The following is a 17,336-nucleotide window of genomic DNA, read 5'->3' as shown; positions in this document are numbered from 1 at the left end:
GCGCACACCGCGGGCCGGGGCCGTCACAGCCAATAGCGCTCGCTGAAGGTGGTCAGGATGAAGCCGGCCGCGGACGCGACCAGGAGCAGGATGAGCGCCAGCACCGGCCAGAAGGACATGTACCAGCCCTTCAGGAGGGAAACGAACGGGCCGATTCCGGCCGCGGTGATCGCCGCGCCGATGCCGCCCCACACCACCGGATGAATGTAGTAGTCGATCCCGAACGGGACCGGTCCACAGTCCTCGCCTTGGCACACCTTCCCGAGGTAGCCGAAGAGCCGCGCCGGCCAGTCCGTCGCCGTGGCGAGGACCAAGAGCAGCACCAGCAGCGTGACCGTGCAGATGACGTCCCATGCCGCTAGCCGCAGGCGAAGCACCCGGGGTGCCTGCTGGTCGGATTGCTCGGGCGCCGGCGGGGCGGCGATGTGGTCGCCCGGGTGGGGGCCCTCGGGCTGGTGCGGCGAAGCCATGGCCATAGATGGTCCCCGATGGCCGCGAATTGTGCGAACCGGCTGCCTCTACGCTCGATCTCTATGCCTGCGACGAGGGCCGGGTTGACGCCCGCGGAGATCAGCGCGATCGACGCGGCGCACGTGTGGCATCCCTACAGCACCATCGGCAGGGAATCGGTGGCGCCCGTCGTGGCCGTCGCCGCCCGCGGCGCCCGGCTGACGCTGATCCGCGACGGCGAACCCATCGAGGCGCTCGACGCGATGAGCTCCTGGTGGACCGCGATCCACGGGCACGGCCACCCCGACCTGGACGCCGCGCTCGGCGCGCAGCTGGCCACGATGAACCACGTCATGTTCGGCGGGCTGACCCACGAGCCCGCGGCCCGGCTGGCGCAGCTGCTGGTGGAGATCACGCCGGCGGGCTTGGAGACGGTGTTCTTCAGCGACTCGGGATCGGTGTCGGTGGAGGTCGCGGTGAAGATGGCGCTGCAGTACTGGCGCAGCCGTGGCCGGCCCGCCAAGCACCGGCTGATGACGTGGCGGGGCGGCTACCACGGCGACACCTTCACCCCGATGAGCGTCTGTGACCCCGACGGCGGCATGCACTCGCTGTGGTCCGATGTGCTGGTCCCGCAGGTGTTCGCCCCGCAGGTGCCGCGCGACTACGACCCCGCCTATGGGGCGGCGTTCGAGGCGCAATTGGCGCAACACGCCCCCGAGCTGGCGGCCGTGGTCGTCGAGCCCGTCGTGCAGGGTGCGGGCGGGATGCGCTTCCACGACCCGGCCTACCTGCGGGACCTGCGCGAGGCGTGCAGCCGGCACGACGTGCTGCTGATCTTCGACGAGATCGCGACCGGGTTCGGTCGCACCGGTGAGCTATTCGCCGCCGACCACGCCGGGGTGAGCCCGGACATCATGTGCGTCGGAAAGGCGCTGACCGGCGGATACCTCAGCCTGGCCGCCACCCTGTGCACCACCGAGATTGCGCACAGCATCAGCTCGGGGGAGGCCGGCGCACTGATGCACGGGCCCACATTCATGGCCAACCCGCTGGCCTGCGCGGTGTCGGTGGCCAGCGTCGAGCTGCTGCTCGGCCAGGACTGGCGATCCAGGGTCGGGGAGATCGCCGCGGGACTGGCGGAAGGGCTGGGGCCGGCCCGGGCGCTGCCCGGCGTGGCCGATGTCCGGGTGTGCGGGGCCATCGGGGTCATCGAGTGCGACCGGCACGTCGACCTCGCCGTCGCCACCCCGGCCGCGCTGGACCACGGCGTCTGGCTGCGCCCGTTCCGCAACCTGGTCTACGCGATGCCGCCCTACATCTGCACGGACGCGGAGATCGCGCAGATCACGTTGGCGATGGTGGAGGTCGCGCGGCGGGTGGGCTGAGCCCGCGGTCCGCTTCCGGCACAGCGGCTCAGCAAATTCTCAGCAGATTCTTCGGCCGCGGCTAGCTCGGCTCAAAGGATCCCCAAAGCCGCCGGGCCCATGATCAATCCCATGATGAGTGAGTCGCTCTGCGCCAAGTTGATCGAACGCTACGTACGCACCTGCGGGCTGCAGTTCCTCAAGGGCGAGCACGACGGCGAATACTTCTGTGTCGCCAACGCCGATGCCGGGCGGCTGCACATCCACCTCGAGGTCTCGCCGTCGTTCGGCGACATGCTGGTCATCGGGGTCGCTCCCGCGTGCTCGTTCCGCGCAGCCGACCGCCCCTGGCTGACCCGGTTAGCTGACAAATGGAACAAGCAGAACCGCAAAGTCACCGCGATCGTGCACGGTTGCGCCGACCCACAGCGCGTCGGTCTTGTGGCCCGCAGGTCCCGCTGGATCCAGGACGACATCTCCTTCGAGGAGTTCGCCGCTTTCGTTGACCGCACCATCGCGGCGTCGGTCGATTTGTTTGCTGAGGCGACGGTGGCCGTCGAGCTGCCCTCGACCGCGCAGCCGATGCTGCGGGACGCGAGCTGAGATTTTGACGCGCCGGGCCCCCGCAATCCCGTCGGCCATGGCGGGCCGGGGAGCCCGACCGTCGACGATGGAGTAGCGGCTCATCGAAGCCGACCGGGACGGTTTCGGGAGTGACTTCGTCCGCGCGTCCCGGTGGCGGCGCAACGACCCGGGGGACCGCATGGTTTTGGGGCCTACGCCATTAGGTCTGAAGCAGCACTAGCAGCCAGTTTGAGGTGCCGCCGAGTTTTGTTCTTAGGGATCAGCCGAAGCTGCAGCGCGCCGTTGTACTTGTGTGTAATCTCCGTGACGGGCGTGATCCAGCCGTGATTCTTGCTTTGCCGCTGGGTCGTGTCGGTGACCGGCTGGAGGATAGATATGTCGTATGTGATGGCGACGCCGGAGTTGATGGCGGCCGCGGCGAGGGATTTGGCTGCTATTGGTTCGACGCTCAGCGCGGCACACCTGGCGGCGGCGGCCCCCACCGTCGGGGTGATACCCGCGGCCGCCGACGAGGTGTCGGCGGCCATCGCACAGGTGTTCTCCCAGGCCGCGCAGAGCTTCCAGGGGCTGGTCGGCAAGGCGTCGACGTATGGCGCACAGTTCGCACAGCAGTTGACCGCGGGTGGAGGCGCCTATGCGGCCGCGGAGGCCGTCAACGCCGCGTCGGTGGCCGCCGATTCGAATTCGATTATTCAAGAGCTCATCGACGCGCCGGCCGGGTTCCTCGCAGCGTTTAACAGTCTCTATAACAGCACGACGGGCGTTTTGAAGTTCTTCTTGAGCTTCTTCGAGCTACCTGTCTATATCGCATACGAGACACTCGTATTGACATATTTGACACTGGCCGGATTGATCGAATTAGAGCAATTCTTGGCCAAGTTGCTAACTGGGTCAACGATTCCGATTCCGTAATTTTCGGGCCGGCGCGACCTACACGGTTAGCCGGGGGAGTTCAAGCGTGGCCGCGTCGTCGTCGCGGCGCTCCTCGTGCAGCAGCAAGGACCGCACCACCGCGCGCGGCGCCTCGGAGCGAAGCATGAAGCTGGCCGGGCGCGGGCGGACCGTCTGTGGCCACCAGAACCAGCGCCCGAGCAGCGCGGCGATGGACGGGGTCATGAACGAGCGCACCACCAGCGTGTCGAACAACAGCCCCAGGCCGATGGTGGTGCCCAGCTGGCCGATGATCCGCAGGTCACTGAAGATCATCGACGCCATGGTGAAGGCGAACACCAGGCCGGCGTTCGTCACGACCTTCCCGGTGCCGCCCATGGCGCGGATGATGCCGGTATTTATGCCGGCCGCGATCTCCTCTTTCATGCGGGCCACCAGGAGCAGGTTGTAGTCGGATCCCACCGCTAATAGGACGATGACCGACATCGGCAGTACCATCCAGTGCAATTTGACGCCCAGAACGTACTGCCACACCAAAACCGACAGCCCGAACGATGCTCCCAGCGAAAGCACCACCGTCCCAACGATAACCAGGGCGGCCACGAAGCTTCGGGTAAGGGCGAGCATGATGACGAAAATGAGGCAAAGCGCGCCGACGAGCGCGATCCACAGGTCGTATTTCGAGCCGTCATCGAAGTCTTTATAGGTGGCCGCGGCACCGGCAATGGAAATCTTGGCGCTCTCCAGCGGAGTCGTTTTCAGCGCCTCTTCGGCCGCCGCCCTGATCGGGTTGATCCGCGATATGCCTTCGGGTGTCGCGGCGTCGCCCCGGTGCGAAATGATGAATCGCGCCGCCTTCCCGTCCGGAGACACGAAGGAAGCCATCGCGCGCTGGAAGTCCTGGTTCTGGAAGACATCGGGCGGCAGATAGAAAGAGTCGTCGTTCTTGGCCGAGTCGAACGCCTGCCCCATTTCGGTTGCGCTACGGCTCGCGTCATCAAGCTGGCCGAAAAGCCCGGACGTGGTGCTGTGGTTCGTCAACAGCGTCACGCGCGTGGCCTCCGCGATCGCGATCAGGGGGGGAGTGAGCTGCAGTAGCTGAGCCGCCAGCTCGTCCGCCTGCACCGCGTCTTTGACGACCATGTGCAATCTGTCGCGAAGAGCGTCGACACTGTCGAATAGCTGGAATATCGACCTGATCGCAAAACATATCGGGATATCGAAGCAATGCTTTTCCCAGTAGAAGTAACTTCGAATTGGCCTGAAGAAGTCGTCGAAATCCGCCACGTGGTCCTCGAGCTCGTCCACGATGGTTTCCATCTCTTTCGCCACGCCGACCGTCTCGTGAGCGACGGCGGTGAGCTGCTTCTGCAACTCGTACAGGTGCTTCAATATCGCGATCTGTTTGGCCAGCGCGTCGGCCTCCGTGAGCATGTCATTCATGCGGGCCTTCATGAATGACATGTTCTGCAGCATGGATGCGTTTTGCAGGCTGATCAGGAAAGGTATCGAGGTGTGCTCGATCGGCGTTCCTTCAGGCCGGGTTATGCCCTGCACCCGAGAAATTCCCGGAACGCGGAAAATGGCCTTGGCTATTTTATGCAGCACGAGAAAGTCGGCCGGATTACGCATGTCGTGGTCGGCCTGGATCATCAGAATGTCGGGCAACATCCGCGATTGCGAGAAATGGCGATCGGCGGCCGCGTACCCCAAGTTGGCCGGCAGGTCTTTGGGCAGGTAAGACCGGTCGTCGTAGCTGGTTTTGTAGCCCGGCAAGGTCACCAGGCCGACCAGGGCGACCGCCAGTGTCGCGACCAGAATGGGCGCGGGCCAGCGGACGATCGCCGTCCCGATGCCTCGCCATCGCTTTTGCGCGATCCGGCGCTTGGGGTCGCACAGCCCGAAGCGGCTTCCCGCCGTCAGGACCGCGGGAACCAGCGTGACCGCCACCGCGACCGCGACGAGCATGCCCACGGCGCAGGGCACGCCGATGGTCTGGAAAATGGGCATCCGGGTGAAGCTCAGGCACAACATCGCCCCGGCGATCGTCAGACCGGAACCCAGGACGACGGGAGCGACGCCGCGGTAGGTGATGTAGTAGGCCGATTCGGGGTCCTCGCCGGCCTGCCTGGCCTCCTGATATCGGCCGAAGAAGAAGATCCCGTAGTCGGTCCCGGCCGCCATGGCCAGCGCCACCAGCAGATTGATCGCGAACGTCGAGAGCACGACGACGTTGTGATCGGCGAGAAACGCGATAATCCCTCGGGCCGTACCGACTTCGACCCCGACCCCAATCACCACCAGGATCACGGTGGTGACCGAACGGTAGACGAGTAGCAGCACCACGAAGATGATCGCCCCGGCTATCAGAGTCATCTTCAGCAGCGAGTCGTTGCCGCTGCGCACCATGTCCGGGATGAGCGCCGCCGGGCCGGTGAGATGGACTTCGACACCGGGCGGCGGTGGCGTCTGTTTGATGATGTGCCGGACCGCCGTCACGGATTCCTGCGCCAGGGTGGTCCCTTGGTTGCCGGCCAGATTCAGCTGCACGTATGCGGCCTTGCCGTCGGGGCTTTCCACGCCCGTCGCCGTGAGCCGGTCGCCCCACAGGTCCTGCACGTGTTCGACGTGCCGCGGGTCGTTTCTTAACTCACGGACCAATCCTCGGTAGTACGTGCGAGCGTCTTCGCCGAGCGGTTGCTGCCCCTCCAGCACGATCATCGCGAAACTGTCCGAATCGGACTCTTTGAAGGCCTTGCCCATGCTCGTCATGGCGCGCACCGACGGGGCGTCTTGAGGAGCCAGCGGCACGGAGTGTTCTTCGCCGACCCGCTCCAAAGGCGGAACCCCGAACGTCACAAGGAGCGTCAACGCCACCCACGCCAGAATGACGACGAGCGAAAGCCTGCGGATGATCCGCGCAAAGAAGGGTCGCCAAGGCGGTTCGTTGCTCATGGGGCCTGCACCGGGCAGACGGCGAAGGCGGCCGCGCCGCGCACGTCGAAGCGGCAGCCACTGCTCCCGCTGTCGCCCTGTGCCACGATGCTCCCCACGGTTGCCGGTCTCGTTCTGAACTGGAAATGCGCCATGGCTGCCGCTATCTCAGCAACAAGGCGCGTACCAGCGGACGGGGTCCCGTGGGCCGGAGCAGGGAGCTCGCGGGACGGGGGCGAACCTGTTGCGGCCACCAGAACCACCGCCCGAGCAGCGCGGCGATAGACGGCGTCATGAACGCGCGCACGACCAGCGTGTCGAACAGCAAACCCAGACCGATCGTCGTGCCGACCTGACCAATGGTGCGCAGATCGCTGACCAGCATGGACCCCATGGTGAACGCGAAGACCAGTCCCGCGTTCGTCACGACTTTTCCGGTGCCGCCCATCGCGCGGATGATGCCGGTATTTATACCGGCGCCGATTTCCTCTTTCATGCGGGCGACGAGCAGCAAATTATAGTCAGAGCCCACCGCCAAAAGGACGATCACCGACATCACGAGCACCGACCAGTGTATTTGTATGCCCAGCAAATCCTGCCAGGCAAATACGGAGAGCCCGAAAGAGGCGCCGAGCGACAGCAATACCGTGCCGACGATAACGAGGGCGGCAATAAAGCTTCGCGTCATGATCAGCATGACGATGAAAATTAGGCAGAGCGCGGCGATTCCCGCGATCATGAGGTCGATTGTCGAAGCCCGCACCTGGTCGCGCACCGACGCCGCGGTGCCGGAGAGGTAGATCTTCGCGTCTTCCAGAGGCGTTCCCTTGAGCGCCTCCTCGGCCGCGCTCTTGATCGCGTCGACCCGCGACAGGCCCTCGGACGACGACGGGTCGCCCTTCTGCAGGATGAGCATGCGGACGTCCTTGCCGTCCGGCGACACGAAGATGTTCATGATTCGCTGGAAGTCTTTGTTCTTCAACGTTTCCGGCGGCAGGTAGAAAGAATCGTCGTTCCGGGCGGTGTCGAACGCCCTGCCCATTGCAGTCGCGTTGTTGCTGTTGTCGCCCATGTTGCCGAGGACGCCCGACATGGTGCTGTGCATGGTGAGCAGCATGGTCCGCGATTGCTGCATGATCTCGATCGTCGCCGGCAGCTGGGCGAGGATCTGCGGCAGCAGCGCGTCAACCTGATCGAGGTCCGCCACCAGCAGGATCAGCTTGTCGCTGACCGCGTCAACGCCGTCGAGGGAATCGAAGATGCTTCTGATCGCGTTGCAGACCGGAATGTCGTAGCAGTGCTTTTCCCAATAGAAGTAGCTGCGGATGGGCCTGAAGAAATCCTCGAAATCGGCGATGTGGTCTCGCAGCTCGCTGGTGAGGGCCTGCATTTCGTGCGTGTTGGCGACGACATCATGCGTCGTGGCGACCAATTGCTTCATCACGTCATACATGCGCTGCGTGATGCTGATCGCTTCCGAAATCAGGTCGGCCTGCTTGAGCAGGTCGTTCATGCGCGCCCGCTGGAAAGTGATGAATTGCTGCTGGCCGGCGGCTTGCATGCTGAGCAGATACGGGATCGTCGTGTGCTTGATCGGGGTTCCCTCGGGCCGTGTTACGGCCTGGACGGTCGAAATGCCCGGCACGGCCAGGACGGCTTTGGCCAGTTTGTCCAGTACCAGGAAATCGGCCGAATCGCGCAAATCGTGGTTGGCCTCGACCAACAGGATTTCGGGTGCCATCATCGCCGACGGGGGGAAATGGCGCGCCGCGGCCTCGTACCCCAAATTGCCGGGGATATCTTTGGGGATGAATTTCTGGTCGTTGTAGCTGGGGTTGTAGCCCGGCAGCGTCAACAATCCGACCAGGGTTACCGCCAACGCCGCGGCGAGAATGGGTGCGGGCCAGCGAACGATCGCCGTGCCCACCCGCCGCCAGACGCGAAAGCTGATTTTCCGCTTGGGTTCGAACAGGCCGAAGCGGCTTCCGACCGTCAGGACTGCCGGGATCAGCGTGATCGCGACCGCGACGGCGACCACCACGGCCACCGCGCAGGGGACGGCCAGCACGTAGAACGAGGGCAGTCGCGTGAAGACGAGGCAGTAAAGCGCTCCGGCGATCGTCAAACCCGAGGCCACGACGACCTTGGTGACCCCGTGGTAGGTGGTGTAGTAGGCCGTTTCCCGGTCCGCTCCGGCCTGACGCGCCTCCTGATACCGCCCAATGAAAAATATCCCGTAGTCGGTTCCGGCCGCGATCACGAGGGATACCAGCAGATTGACTGCGAGGGTGCTCAGACCGATGATCCCGTGATAGCCGATAAATGCGACAATTCCTCGGGCAACCATTAATTCGATGCCGACCACCAGCAACAACAGAATTACGGTTACGATCGAGCGGTAGACGATGAGCAGCGTAATGAAGATTACCGCAAGGCTTACCAAAGTAATTGTGGCAACCGTTCTGTCACCACTGTGGCTCATATCCGAAATGATGGCCGCCGGCCCGGTGACAAACGCCTTGACTCCCGGCGGCGCCGGCGTCCGCGCGACGATATGCTGAACGGCCTCGATCGAGTCGTTGCCCGCGGCGATAATCACCAGCACATACGCGGCCTTACCATCGGCGCTTTGCGCGGCCTGCCGGGTTAATTCATCACCCCAGAAATCGTTGACATGTATCACATGCTTCGGATCGTCTTTCAGCTGAGAAATCAACCGATCGTAAAACCTGTGGGCGTCGTCGCCGAGGGGTTGCTGGCCCTCCAAAACAATCGTCGCCACACTTGTGGACCCCGATTGACCGGATTGGTCAGCCGCCTTGAAGTCTTCGTTGAGCCGCTGTGACGCGGTGGCGGACGGCGCATTGGTGAGCGTCGGGGAGACCGAATGCTGGTTCTCGACCTGCTCCAGGGGGGGAACGAAGAAATTCAAGACCGCGATGATCGCCAACCACCCCAGGATGATGGCGACCGAAAACCGACGGATCGTCCGCGCTACGAATAGCCGACTGTGCTGTAGCTGGTGGTTGGTCATGAGCCCTTGAGCATGCAGGACGTAAAGGCGCTCACCTCGTTGGTGACCTTCTCGGACTTGACCACGCCGTCGAGCAGGATGCGGCAACCGATGCTGTCGGTGTCACCCTGCGCCGCGACGCTTCCGATGCCCGTCGCCGCGGTAACCGGGAATTCCACGGACCATGGCAGACTCGCCGCGTCGACATGCTGCGGCGAACCGGTTTCGTCGTAATAGCTGATCAACGCCACGGTCCCGGGTGGTCCGAAGACCTCGTACCTCAGGTGCTGGGGGTTGTACGGCTTGTTGTCGACCCTGGTGTCGGCGTACGAGAGGCGCTTCTCGGAGCCGAACAGGCCGTGCAGTCGAGACACGGTGAATCCGCCAACCGCGATCACGACCAGTACGACCAGCGGTATCCAAAGCCGCCGCAGGCCACGGAAGATCGCGGGCCCCGCACGCCGACGACCGGCTCCAGATCCACCTTGTGCCCGGGGGGCCGACGACGGTTGGCGGGAGCCTCGGAAGAGGGCCCGTCGGGGTCCGGGCGGCGGGCCGGCATCCTGGCCGGTCTCGACGGCGATATCGGACCGCGTCGGCTCAACATCGCGCACACTGCCCCAGACCACCGCACCACCCTAACTGACACGAGTTTAATTACGGATGCAAACCATAATGGAGTACAACAGCGCCTGACCAGGATTTAAGGAACTTCTCAGCATGGCGTCCCGAAGCGGGCGCAGGCAACGAATTCTTACTCGATGTCGCCGGTCAGGCCGAACTCGGCCAGCGTGCGCGCGGCCAGTTCGCGCAGGGCGGGCTTGGTGTTCTCCGCGCCCGGGTGGTAGGCCACGACGGTGAGGTAGATCTTGCCGATCCCCGGTGTGCGGCACGACACCACCTGCATGTGGCCGCCCGTCCGCTCGAGCTGCTGCCGTGTCGCGTGCTGCCTCGTCCCGCGCGCCCAGGCGTACTCGCACTGGGTGCCGTCGGCGCGGCTCACCACCGAACCGGCGTCGCCGAGGTTGGAATAGATGACCGGCATGTCGGGGTCGTTGAGCTGCGCCTCGACCCCCCGTTTCCAGATCCGCTTCGGGGTGAAGGGGGACAGTGCGGCCAGTTGCGAGGATTCATCCGGCGCGCTCTGCAGAGACTTCAGCGCCTGCTTGATGGCGGCCCGGGTGTCGCGCAGATCGGCCGTCAACCCGGTCGGGTCGAGGCTGACACGGGCGAAGGACACCGCGAGCGCACGCGTATCTTCCTCGCCGCGGTCGGTCATGACGATTTGCAGGGTCACGGCGCCGTCGGAGGCCCGTCGGCGGCCCAGGTGCTGTGCGAGTTTTGCGGCCATCACGGCGGCCAGCGTCGTGCTCGTTCCGCCGAGGGCCTCCGCACGCGCATCCCACTGATCCAGGTCGACGAGGATTGCGATGCCCGGAACGATGACGGGGTCGGCGCCGCCGTCGTCGCGGCGCGCGACGGGTCGTGACGCCGGCGTCGACCGGTCGGCGTCGCGGCGCTGACGGCGGGTCAGCTGTGCCAACGCGGCGAACGCCCGGGCAACGTCGGGCGCGTCCCGAGCGGTTTGGCGCAGATCCTGGGCCGCCGCGCGCAGTCGGGTCCTCGAGCGCGGCGGCGGGTAGCCGAGGTCGCGGTTGGTGCCCATGATCGCCTCGGCCACCGCGACGAGACCCCCGACGCCGTCGATTATGTAGTGCGAAATCACCCAGGTGACCGCCGTCGAGCCGTTCGTCAGGGGAAGGACGCTGAGATGCCAGCCGGGCCCGGCTTCCGGATCGACGGGAACTTGTGAGCGTTCATCGGCCCATGCGCTGAGGTCGGCGCGGGGACGGGCGCGGTCGGCGAAGTGAATTTCCGACGGCCCCCGGTCGACCACCCACCGGTGCCGGCCGAACGGCAGCGGCGACCGCTCGATGAGCCGGCCGGACAACCCGTAGCCGAGGTTGTGGTGAAAACGTTTCAGGCCGTCGAAATCGATCGGGTGCTCATAAACCCACACGACCTGCATGACTTCCGTCTGACCGATGGCGCGCTGTCCGGCAACGAAGCCTTGGTCCACCAACGTCAGCAGATTGTCCGGCGGCGACTCGCCGTTGGACGCGCGGTCGTCAGAGGATGCGCGCGCGCGGCGTATCCGGATTGGCACTGATTAGCCTCCTATGACAGACGATTCGCCGGGCACCGGCCGCGCATCACGGCGGCGGCGTTCATGCGGGCGAGCCGATTCATCACAGCAGATTAGCCTCGGGCGCATCCTCGCGGCCGAGCATTGGCAAAGACTTTTCCGTGTTCGCTGCCGCGGGGCAGAAACTCGAGTTGCCGCCCCATGCCTGAAATGCGGTCTGCGCGAGGCTAAATCGCCGTATTGACGACGCCGCCGGCGGAGCTGCCAAAAGTTCCAGATAGCCGGTTGATGGCGCCGGCATTGGGGTTATGCTGCTGGGCGGCTGAGCTGGGCACCGGGTCTGCCGCTTTCATTTCGCTTCAACGCGCACGGGAAGTGAAGGACCAGGATCACGCGATGAAGTTTGTGCTGGCGTTCTATGGGACTCGCGGCGATGTCGAGCCCGGCGTCGCCGTCGGCCGTGAGTTGCGGCGCCGCGGGCACGACGTGTGCATGGCCGTCCCGCCGGACCTGGTCGGGTTCGCCGAGGCGGCAGGGCTCGCCGCGACCGCCTACGGGCCGGATATTCAGACGTGGCTGGAATCGACGCGCAACTTCTGGGCCTATTTCTTCCGGAACTTCTGGAGGATTCGGGACGTGCGCGCGTTTTTGCGTGAGTCTCGGGAGCCCGGCACGCAGCGGTGGGCGGAGATGAGCAGGATGCTGACGTCGCTGACGGAGGGGGCCGACCTGCTGTTGACTGGCATGAGTTACCAGGAGCTGGCCACCAACGTCGCTGAGTACCGCGACATTCCGTTGGCCACGCTGCTGTGGTTCCCGATACGCGTCAACGGCCGCCTCGTTCCGACGCTGCCGCCGTCGCTCATCCGCTCGGCGATGCGGGTCTACGACTGGCTGGTGTGGCGCGGGGTGAAGAAAGTCGAGGATGCGCAGCGCCACGAACTGGGCCTTCCGAAGGTCACTGGCCCCGCGCCGCGGCGGATTGCCGAACGAGGATCGCTGGAAATCCAGGCCTATGACGAAGTGTGCTTTCCAGGGTTGGCGGCCGAATGGGCGAAATTCGATGGCCAGCGGCCCTTCGTCGGCACCCTGACGCTGGAGTCACCGACGGATGCCGACGACGAGGTCGCCGCGTGGATCGCCCAGGGAACACCGCCGATCTTCTTCGGGTTCGGCAGCATTCCGGTCGAATCCGCCGCCAGCACGATCGCCATGATCGGCAGGGCTTGTGCGCAGTTGGGCGAACGGGCTCTGGTTTGCGCCGCTGCGACCGATTTCGGCGACGCCCCCGGTTTCGAGCACGTCAAAGTGGTGGGCGCAATGAATTACGCGGCGATCTTTCCGGCCTGCCGCGCGCTCGTGCACCACGGTGGGGCGGGCACCACCGCCGCGGGGCTGCGCGCGGGAGTCCCGACTTTGATCCTCTGGATGGCCGACGTTCAGCTGATCTGGGGTGCCGCGGTGAAACGGCTGAAGGTGGGTACCGCCCGGCGCTTTTCGACCGCGACCGAGAAAACATTGGTCGCGGACCTGCGGACCATCCTCGCCCCGCAATATGCCGCCCGGGCCCGCGAGGTCGCGGCGCGAATGACCAAACCCACCGAAAGCGTCGCGGCCGCCGCCGATTTCGCGGAAGACTTCGCCCGCCGCAAGCGCGCCGGCTGATCGACGGACGGGGGATCGGTTCGCGCACAGGCGAATCCAAGGGGCGTCAGCTGGCGAAATGCGCCTGGTTCACGTGGGCGGCCACCCGCAAGGCGTTGGCCGCGACCGTCAAACTTGGGTTCAACCCGGCGCTGGACGGGAAGAACGACGCGTCCGCCACGTAGAGGTTGTCCACTTCGTGCGCCCGGTTCTGCGGGTCGAGCACGCTGGTCTTGGGATCGGTGCCGAATCGGCAGGTGCCGCAGACGTGGCCGAGGGTCGAGTTGTTTGCGCCGGTTCGCAGGGTGAGGGTGCGATACGGCTTCAACACCTCTTTTATCTGCCGGATAAACACTGCGCGGCGGTCGACCTCGCTTGGGTGCAAACGGTATTGAAGTCGTAGCCGCTGGCGCCCATCCTCGTCGGGCCGGTCGCTTGGCAGGACCCGGTTGTCCAGATACGGCAGGTCCTCCATGATCGGGGCCAGCACCAGCCCACCATTGAAGAAGCGATCGTAGATCGGCCGCACCGCCGGGCTCACCAGGCGCAGTGCCTTGGGCTGCCAACCGGGCTGGTTGGTGAACATATCCATGGATGCCAGATTGGCCATCGCGCCCGCCGACTGTACCGTGCCGTATTTCTGGCCGTCGGCGAAATAGAAATCGTTGAAACCGATTTCCTTGTTCTCGGCCGTGATCTTGCAGCCGGGCTGCGGCCAGACCTCGATCCAATCCATCAGATGGCGCATCAGGTTGCGCCCCACCATATCTGAGCCGTTGGCCAGCCCGCGCGGCCAGTCGCCGGATCGCGAGTTGAGCAACAAGACGGGGGTGGCCAGCGCGCCGGCGGCCAGCACCACGACTTTGCCTTGCAACGTCAGCATGTCGGAGTGGTGCTGGGCGATCACCCGCTGCACCCGGGTGCGGTCGGCCTCCAGGCGCACGACCCGGCACTGGTCCAGCAGCTGCGCCCCGTGTTCGGTGATCGCGGGGAGCACGCCGTTGCGGGCGGCGTCGTTCTTGCACGACCGCTCGCAGAGATGGGCCTGGCAGGTGGGACAGCCCTCGGTGTAGTCGCAGGCCATCGGCAGGTGGTAGGGGTGCAGGCCGCGGCCGCTCAGATAGTTGACCAGCGGCTGGTTGTCGGATGAAAAGGGCGGCGCCGCAGGCAAACCCACGTCGGCGGACTCGGGTCGCAGCGGGTCGGGTTGGCCGCGCACATTGAGGAGCTTTTCCGCCTCGGCGTACCACGGGCTCAGCTGGTCGTAGGTGATCGGCCAGGCCTCGGGCACGGTGGATTCGCCGGGGTCGCGGAAGTTTTGCCGGGGGGTGAAGTCTTGGGCGAAGAATCGCTCGCAGACCATGCCGTAGAGGGCCGAGGAGCCGCCGGTGCCGCTGCCGATGAACGGCACGAACCGCTTCGAGCGTCGCCCGGTGATGTCTTCGATCTCGTCATTGGAGCGCCCGGCCCGGGCCAGGGCGTCGTAGTAGGTCTCCGCCGAACGGGCGGCACGCGGTTCGGCGAGTTCGGGCATGGCCGCGCGAATCGTTCCCGGCGTTCCGGGCAGGGTCGAGCGGCCCTTTTCGACGAACAGCACCCGCCGGCCCGCGCGGGCAAGCGAATAACCCAGCGTGCCGCCGCCCATGCCGGTCCCGACGACGATCACGTCCCACACAACGCGTTCGGCCTCGCGCGGACTCAACTCGCCGACAGCCAAAGTTCAACTCCTCAGCCGATCCTGGCTCAACGTTTGGCCCGGTCTCGGCGAAGCGAGATCGTAGCATCGCACGCTGCGGGTGGAAGGGCTTTGTATTGCCCGTTCTTCGGGCCGGGTTCAAGGCAGGCCGAGAATGCTGATGAATTCATCGTCGTGACGGTCGCGTTGGAAGCGCGGCGTTTCCACCGCGCGAACGGCGAGCTTGCGACGGAGGTCTTCGTCCGATTCCAGCGTCATCAGGTTGGCCGCGAGTGCTTTCGCGTCGCCGGCGGGGCCTAGCAATCCATTGACACCCGGATCGATGATCTCCGGCGTGCCACCCGCGTCCGTCCCGCACACCGGCAGGCCGGCCCGCATCGCCTCCACGGTTACGCGGCCGAATGCCTCGCATTGGCTGCACATGAGGCCGACGTGGGCGGCGGACCAGTAGCGGCCGACGTCGCGGGTGCGCCCATGGATGTTCACCAGGTCCTCGACGCCCAGGCGCCGGGCGAGTTCGCGAAGTGGTTTCTGGTTGCCGGCGCCGACCAAGTCCAACTCGATGTCGACCCCGGCCGCCCGGGCGATGGCCACGGCCTCGACCGCAACGCGCTGTCCCTTGGCTTCGGAGAAGTAGCCGATCAACACGGCTCGCATGCGCTCTCCCGGCTGCCGCTCCGGCGGTGTGCCGAGCGGGGTGTCGACGACCGGGTAGACCACGTGCGTCGTCATCTTCGGGTCTACTGCGAGCAAAGCGTCCTCAACCGCACGCGAGTTGCAGATCACCGCCTCCGACAGCCGGCCGATGAGGCGAATGGTGCTGCGATAGCCAAACAGGAACCAAAGCCGATGGTCGTCTTTGCCGAACTCGCGGACCAGCCAGTAATGCGGGATCCCGAGCAGCTTGGCGGCGATCGCGTGCGCGGGGATGACCATCGTGTTGGTGAGCACCATCGTCGGCCGCTGCCGAATAAGGAGGAACAGCGCGGGCACTATGCCGACGAGCAGCATCGCGAGGTACGGGACCGTGCCGACGAGCGCCTCGACGCGCGGCGCGCGCGACCGCGCGAGGAAAGCCCAGCCCGGTATCCAGGTGATTTTGGTCGAGATATCGTGCCGGGCGCATTCCGTGACCAGGCTTCCCCTCCACGGGCAGACGGCGACGACGTCTATGTCGGGCCGCTTTTCGTGGATGGCGAGGACCATGTCGCGGAAGTCGAGCGCGCCCCCTCCGCCGAAGCTGCCTACGTTGGAGATCACCATCACCCGGGGGACAGGGCCGGCCCCCCGCGACGCCGTGATCGCGCGGAGCCGATTTCCCACGCGGCGCAAGGCATCAGCGGCGAGCATTGCCAGAGTGTATGTCGGCCGGGCTTCGTAGCCGCATCTCGCCCGCAACGGCGCCCGGCCCGAATATGGGCCGACTGCTAGCATCCCGACCGTGTTTGCAGGCGGCGCACCGGTGCGGATCGGCATCCTGGGGGCGGCGCGCATCACGCCGACGGCGCTCATCAAGCCCGCTCGGGACAACGACGAGGTCGTGGTGGCCGCGGTGGCCGCCCGCGATGTGTCCCGCGCTCAGGCCTTTGCCGCCAAATACGGCATCGCCCGCGTGCATGACAGCTACGAGGCGCTGATCGCCGACCCAGATCTCGACGCCATCTACAACCCGCTGCCAATTGGGTTGCACGGCAGGTGGACTCGGGCCGCGCTCGACGCGGGCAAGCACGTGCTGTGCGAAAAGCCGTTCACGGCCAATGCCGCCGAGGCCCGCGAGGTCGCCGAGGTTGCCGCCCGGTCGGAGCGGGTTGTGATGGAGGCATTTCACTACCGCTACCACCCGTGCGCGGCGCGGGTGGAGGAGATCATCGCCTCGGAAGAGCTCGGCACGCTGGAGCGCGTCGACGCCCAGTGGTGCTTCTGGATGCCGAAGCTCTCGCACAATCGCTACAACTACGCGCTGGCCGGCGGCGCGCTGATGGACCTCGGCTGCTATGCGGTCGACATGGTGCGCAGGTTCGGCGGTTCGACCCCGGAAGTCGTTGCGGCGCATGCGAAACTGCGCGGCCCTAACGTGGACCGGGCCATGACGGCCGAGCTGCGGTTCGCCGGCGGGCACACCGGCCGGATCCACTGCTCGATGTGGTCGATGGCCTTACCGCGCTTGACGGTGAAGGTGGTTGGCGACCGCGGCGAGTTGCGGCTCAACCCGCTGATCCCGTTCCAGCGGTTCTCGGTCCGGACGGCCGCCGGGAAGCGGGTGGAGAACTTCACGGCGGGGCGCTCTACCTACGGGCATCAGCTCGACGCCTTCGCCGCGGCGGTGCTGCGGGGTGAGCCGGTGAAGACGACACCGGAGGAAGCGATCGAGAACATGACCGTCATCGACGCGATGTACCGCGCCGCCGGCCTTCCGCTCCGTGAGCCCGCCGCGTGAACTTCAGCGCCGCGACGGCTGGCTGAACTGGAGCTGCACGCTCGCCCGGCCCGGTCGAGCCGGCCCGTTCGCCACGGTTGCCGCTCCGATAACGCTCATTTGCAACAGACCTGACCCCTAGTCACTCGTGTCGCATCAGTCACACAGCGCAGGCGGTGCGCTGCTGCGGCGGT

Annotated in this window: 12 protein-coding genes; 5 read left to right on the top strand and 7 right to left on the bottom strand. The window is 65.6% G+C overall.

The features are described 5' to 3' along the window. Positions 1-23: 23 nt before the first annotated feature. Positions 24-470, bottom strand: a complete 447-nt coding sequence (locus AC5Y5E_RS05645) for a hypothetical protein (RefSeq protein ID WP_499902007.1) — start codon at positions 468-470, stop codon at positions 24-26. 63 nt (positions 471-533) lie between these two features. Here AC5Y5E_RS05645 and AC5Y5E_RS05640 point away from each other — a divergent pair, with 63 nt between their 5' ends. The 3 genes from AC5Y5E_RS05640 to AC5Y5E_RS05630 all read left to right on the top strand — a co-directional run bounded on the left by AC5Y5E_RS05640 (position 534) and on the right by AC5Y5E_RS05630 (position 3,314). After that, a complete protein-coding gene (locus AC5Y5E_RS05640; protein ID WP_499902006.1) occupies positions 534-1,838 on the top strand; it encodes an adenosylmethionine--8-amino-7-oxononanoate transaminase in 1,305 nt (434 codons plus the stop codon). Positions 1,839-1,952: 114 nt separating this feature from the next. Continuing rightward, positions 1,953-2,420, top strand: a complete 468-nt coding sequence (locus AC5Y5E_RS05635; protein ID WP_499902005.1) for a hypothetical protein — start codon at positions 1,953-1,955, stop codon at positions 2,418-2,420. A gap of 336 nt (positions 2,421-2,756) precedes the next feature. Beyond that, positions 2,757-3,314 carry a PE family protein gene (locus AC5Y5E_RS05630; protein WP_499902004.1) on the top strand — a complete coding sequence of 186 codons (558 nt, stop codon included), beginning with the start codon at positions 2,757-2,759 and terminating at the stop codon, positions 3,312-3,314. 18 nt (positions 3,315-3,332) lie between these two features. Here AC5Y5E_RS05630 and AC5Y5E_RS05625 read toward each other — a convergent pair whose 3' ends face one another. From AC5Y5E_RS05625 to AC5Y5E_RS05610, 4 genes are all read right to left on the bottom strand, one after another. Next, entirely contained in the window at positions 3,333-6,248 is a 2,916-nt protein-coding gene (locus AC5Y5E_RS05625; RefSeq protein WP_499902003.1) for an MMPL/RND family transporter, read from the bottom strand. Between the two features lie 142 nt (positions 6,249-6,390). Next, positions 6,391-9,261 (bottom strand): MMPL/RND family transporter, encoded by a 2,871-nt coding sequence (locus AC5Y5E_RS05620; protein ID WP_499902002.1) that lies wholly within the window; start codon positions 9,259-9,261, stop codon positions 6,391-6,393. Beyond that, positions 9,258-9,674, bottom strand: a complete 417-nt coding sequence (locus AC5Y5E_RS05615; RefSeq protein WP_499882354.1) for an MmpS family transport accessory protein — start codon at positions 9,672-9,674, stop codon at positions 9,258-9,260. Before AC5Y5E_RS05615 ends, AC5Y5E_RS05620 begins: the two co-directional genes overlap by 4 nt. A gap of 320 nt (positions 9,675-9,994) precedes the next feature. Then, on the bottom strand, positions 9,995-11,407 hold the full coding sequence (locus AC5Y5E_RS05610) for a condensation domain-containing protein (protein WP_499902001.1): 1,413 nt from the start codon (positions 11,405-11,407) through the stop codon (positions 9,995-9,997). A 375-nt stretch (positions 11,408-11,782) separates the two neighbouring features. Between AC5Y5E_RS05610 and AC5Y5E_RS05605 the strand changes: the two genes are divergently transcribed. Next, positions 11,783-13,051, top strand: a complete 1,269-nt coding sequence (locus AC5Y5E_RS05605; protein WP_499902000.1) for a glycosyltransferase — start codon at positions 11,783-11,785, stop codon at positions 13,049-13,051. A gap of 46 nt (positions 13,052-13,097) precedes the next feature. Here AC5Y5E_RS05605 and AC5Y5E_RS05600 read toward each other — a convergent pair whose 3' ends face one another. Together AC5Y5E_RS05600 and AC5Y5E_RS05595 are read right to left on the bottom strand one after the other, a co-directional pair. Further along, positions 13,098-14,747 (bottom strand): GMC oxidoreductase, encoded by a 1,650-nt coding sequence (locus AC5Y5E_RS05600; protein WP_499901999.1) that lies wholly within the window; start codon positions 14,745-14,747, stop codon positions 13,098-13,100. Positions 14,748-14,864: 117 nt separating this feature from the next. After that, the gene (locus AC5Y5E_RS05595) at positions 14,865-15,989 is read right to left on the bottom strand and encodes a glycosyltransferase family 4 protein (RefSeq protein WP_499902611.1); all 1,125 of its coding nucleotides are present in this window, start codon (positions 15,987-15,989) and stop codon (positions 14,865-14,867) included. Between the two features lie 178 nt (positions 15,990-16,167). Here AC5Y5E_RS05595 and AC5Y5E_RS05590 point away from each other — a divergent pair, with 178 nt between their 5' ends. After that, positions 16,168-17,163, top strand: a complete 996-nt coding sequence (locus tag AC5Y5E_RS05590) for a Gfo/Idh/MocA family protein (protein WP_499901998.1) — start codon at positions 16,168-16,170, stop codon at positions 17,161-17,163. Positions 17,164-17,336 lie beyond the last annotated feature (173 nt).

It is taken from the genome of Mycobacterium sp. NGS54, from assembly GCF_059812465.1.
This window is presented reverse-complemented; position numbering and strand designations above follow the sequence as displayed.

Bases quoted from the DNA above. Each gene is read 5' to 3' on its own strand.
- AC5Y5E_RS05595 (WP_499902611.1), bottom strand. From the start codon at position 15,989: ATGGTGATCTCCAACGTAGGCAGCTTCGGCGGAGGGGGCGCGCTCGAC.
- AC5Y5E_RS05620 (WP_499902002.1), bottom strand. From the start codon at position 9,261: ATGACCAACCACCAGCTACAGCACAGTCGGCTATTCGTAGCGCGGACG.
- AC5Y5E_RS05625 (WP_499902003.1), bottom strand. From the start codon at position 6,248: ATGAGCAACGAACCGCCTTGGCGACCCTTCTTTGCGCGGATCATCCGC.
- AC5Y5E_RS05640 (WP_499902006.1), top strand. From the start codon at position 534: ATGCCTGCGACGAGGGCCGGGTTGACGCCCGCGGAGATCAGCGCGATC.
- AC5Y5E_RS05635 (WP_499902005.1), top strand. From the start codon at position 1,953: ATGAGTGAGTCGCTCTGCGCCAAGTTGATCGAACGCTACGTACGCACC.
- AC5Y5E_RS05645 (WP_499902007.1), bottom strand. From the start codon at position 470: ATGGCTTCGCCGCACCAGCCCGAGGGCCCCCACCCGGGCGACCACATC.
- AC5Y5E_RS05605 (WP_499902000.1), top strand. From the start codon at position 11,783: ATGAAGTTTGTGCTGGCGTTCTATGGGACTCGCGGCGATGTCGAGCCC.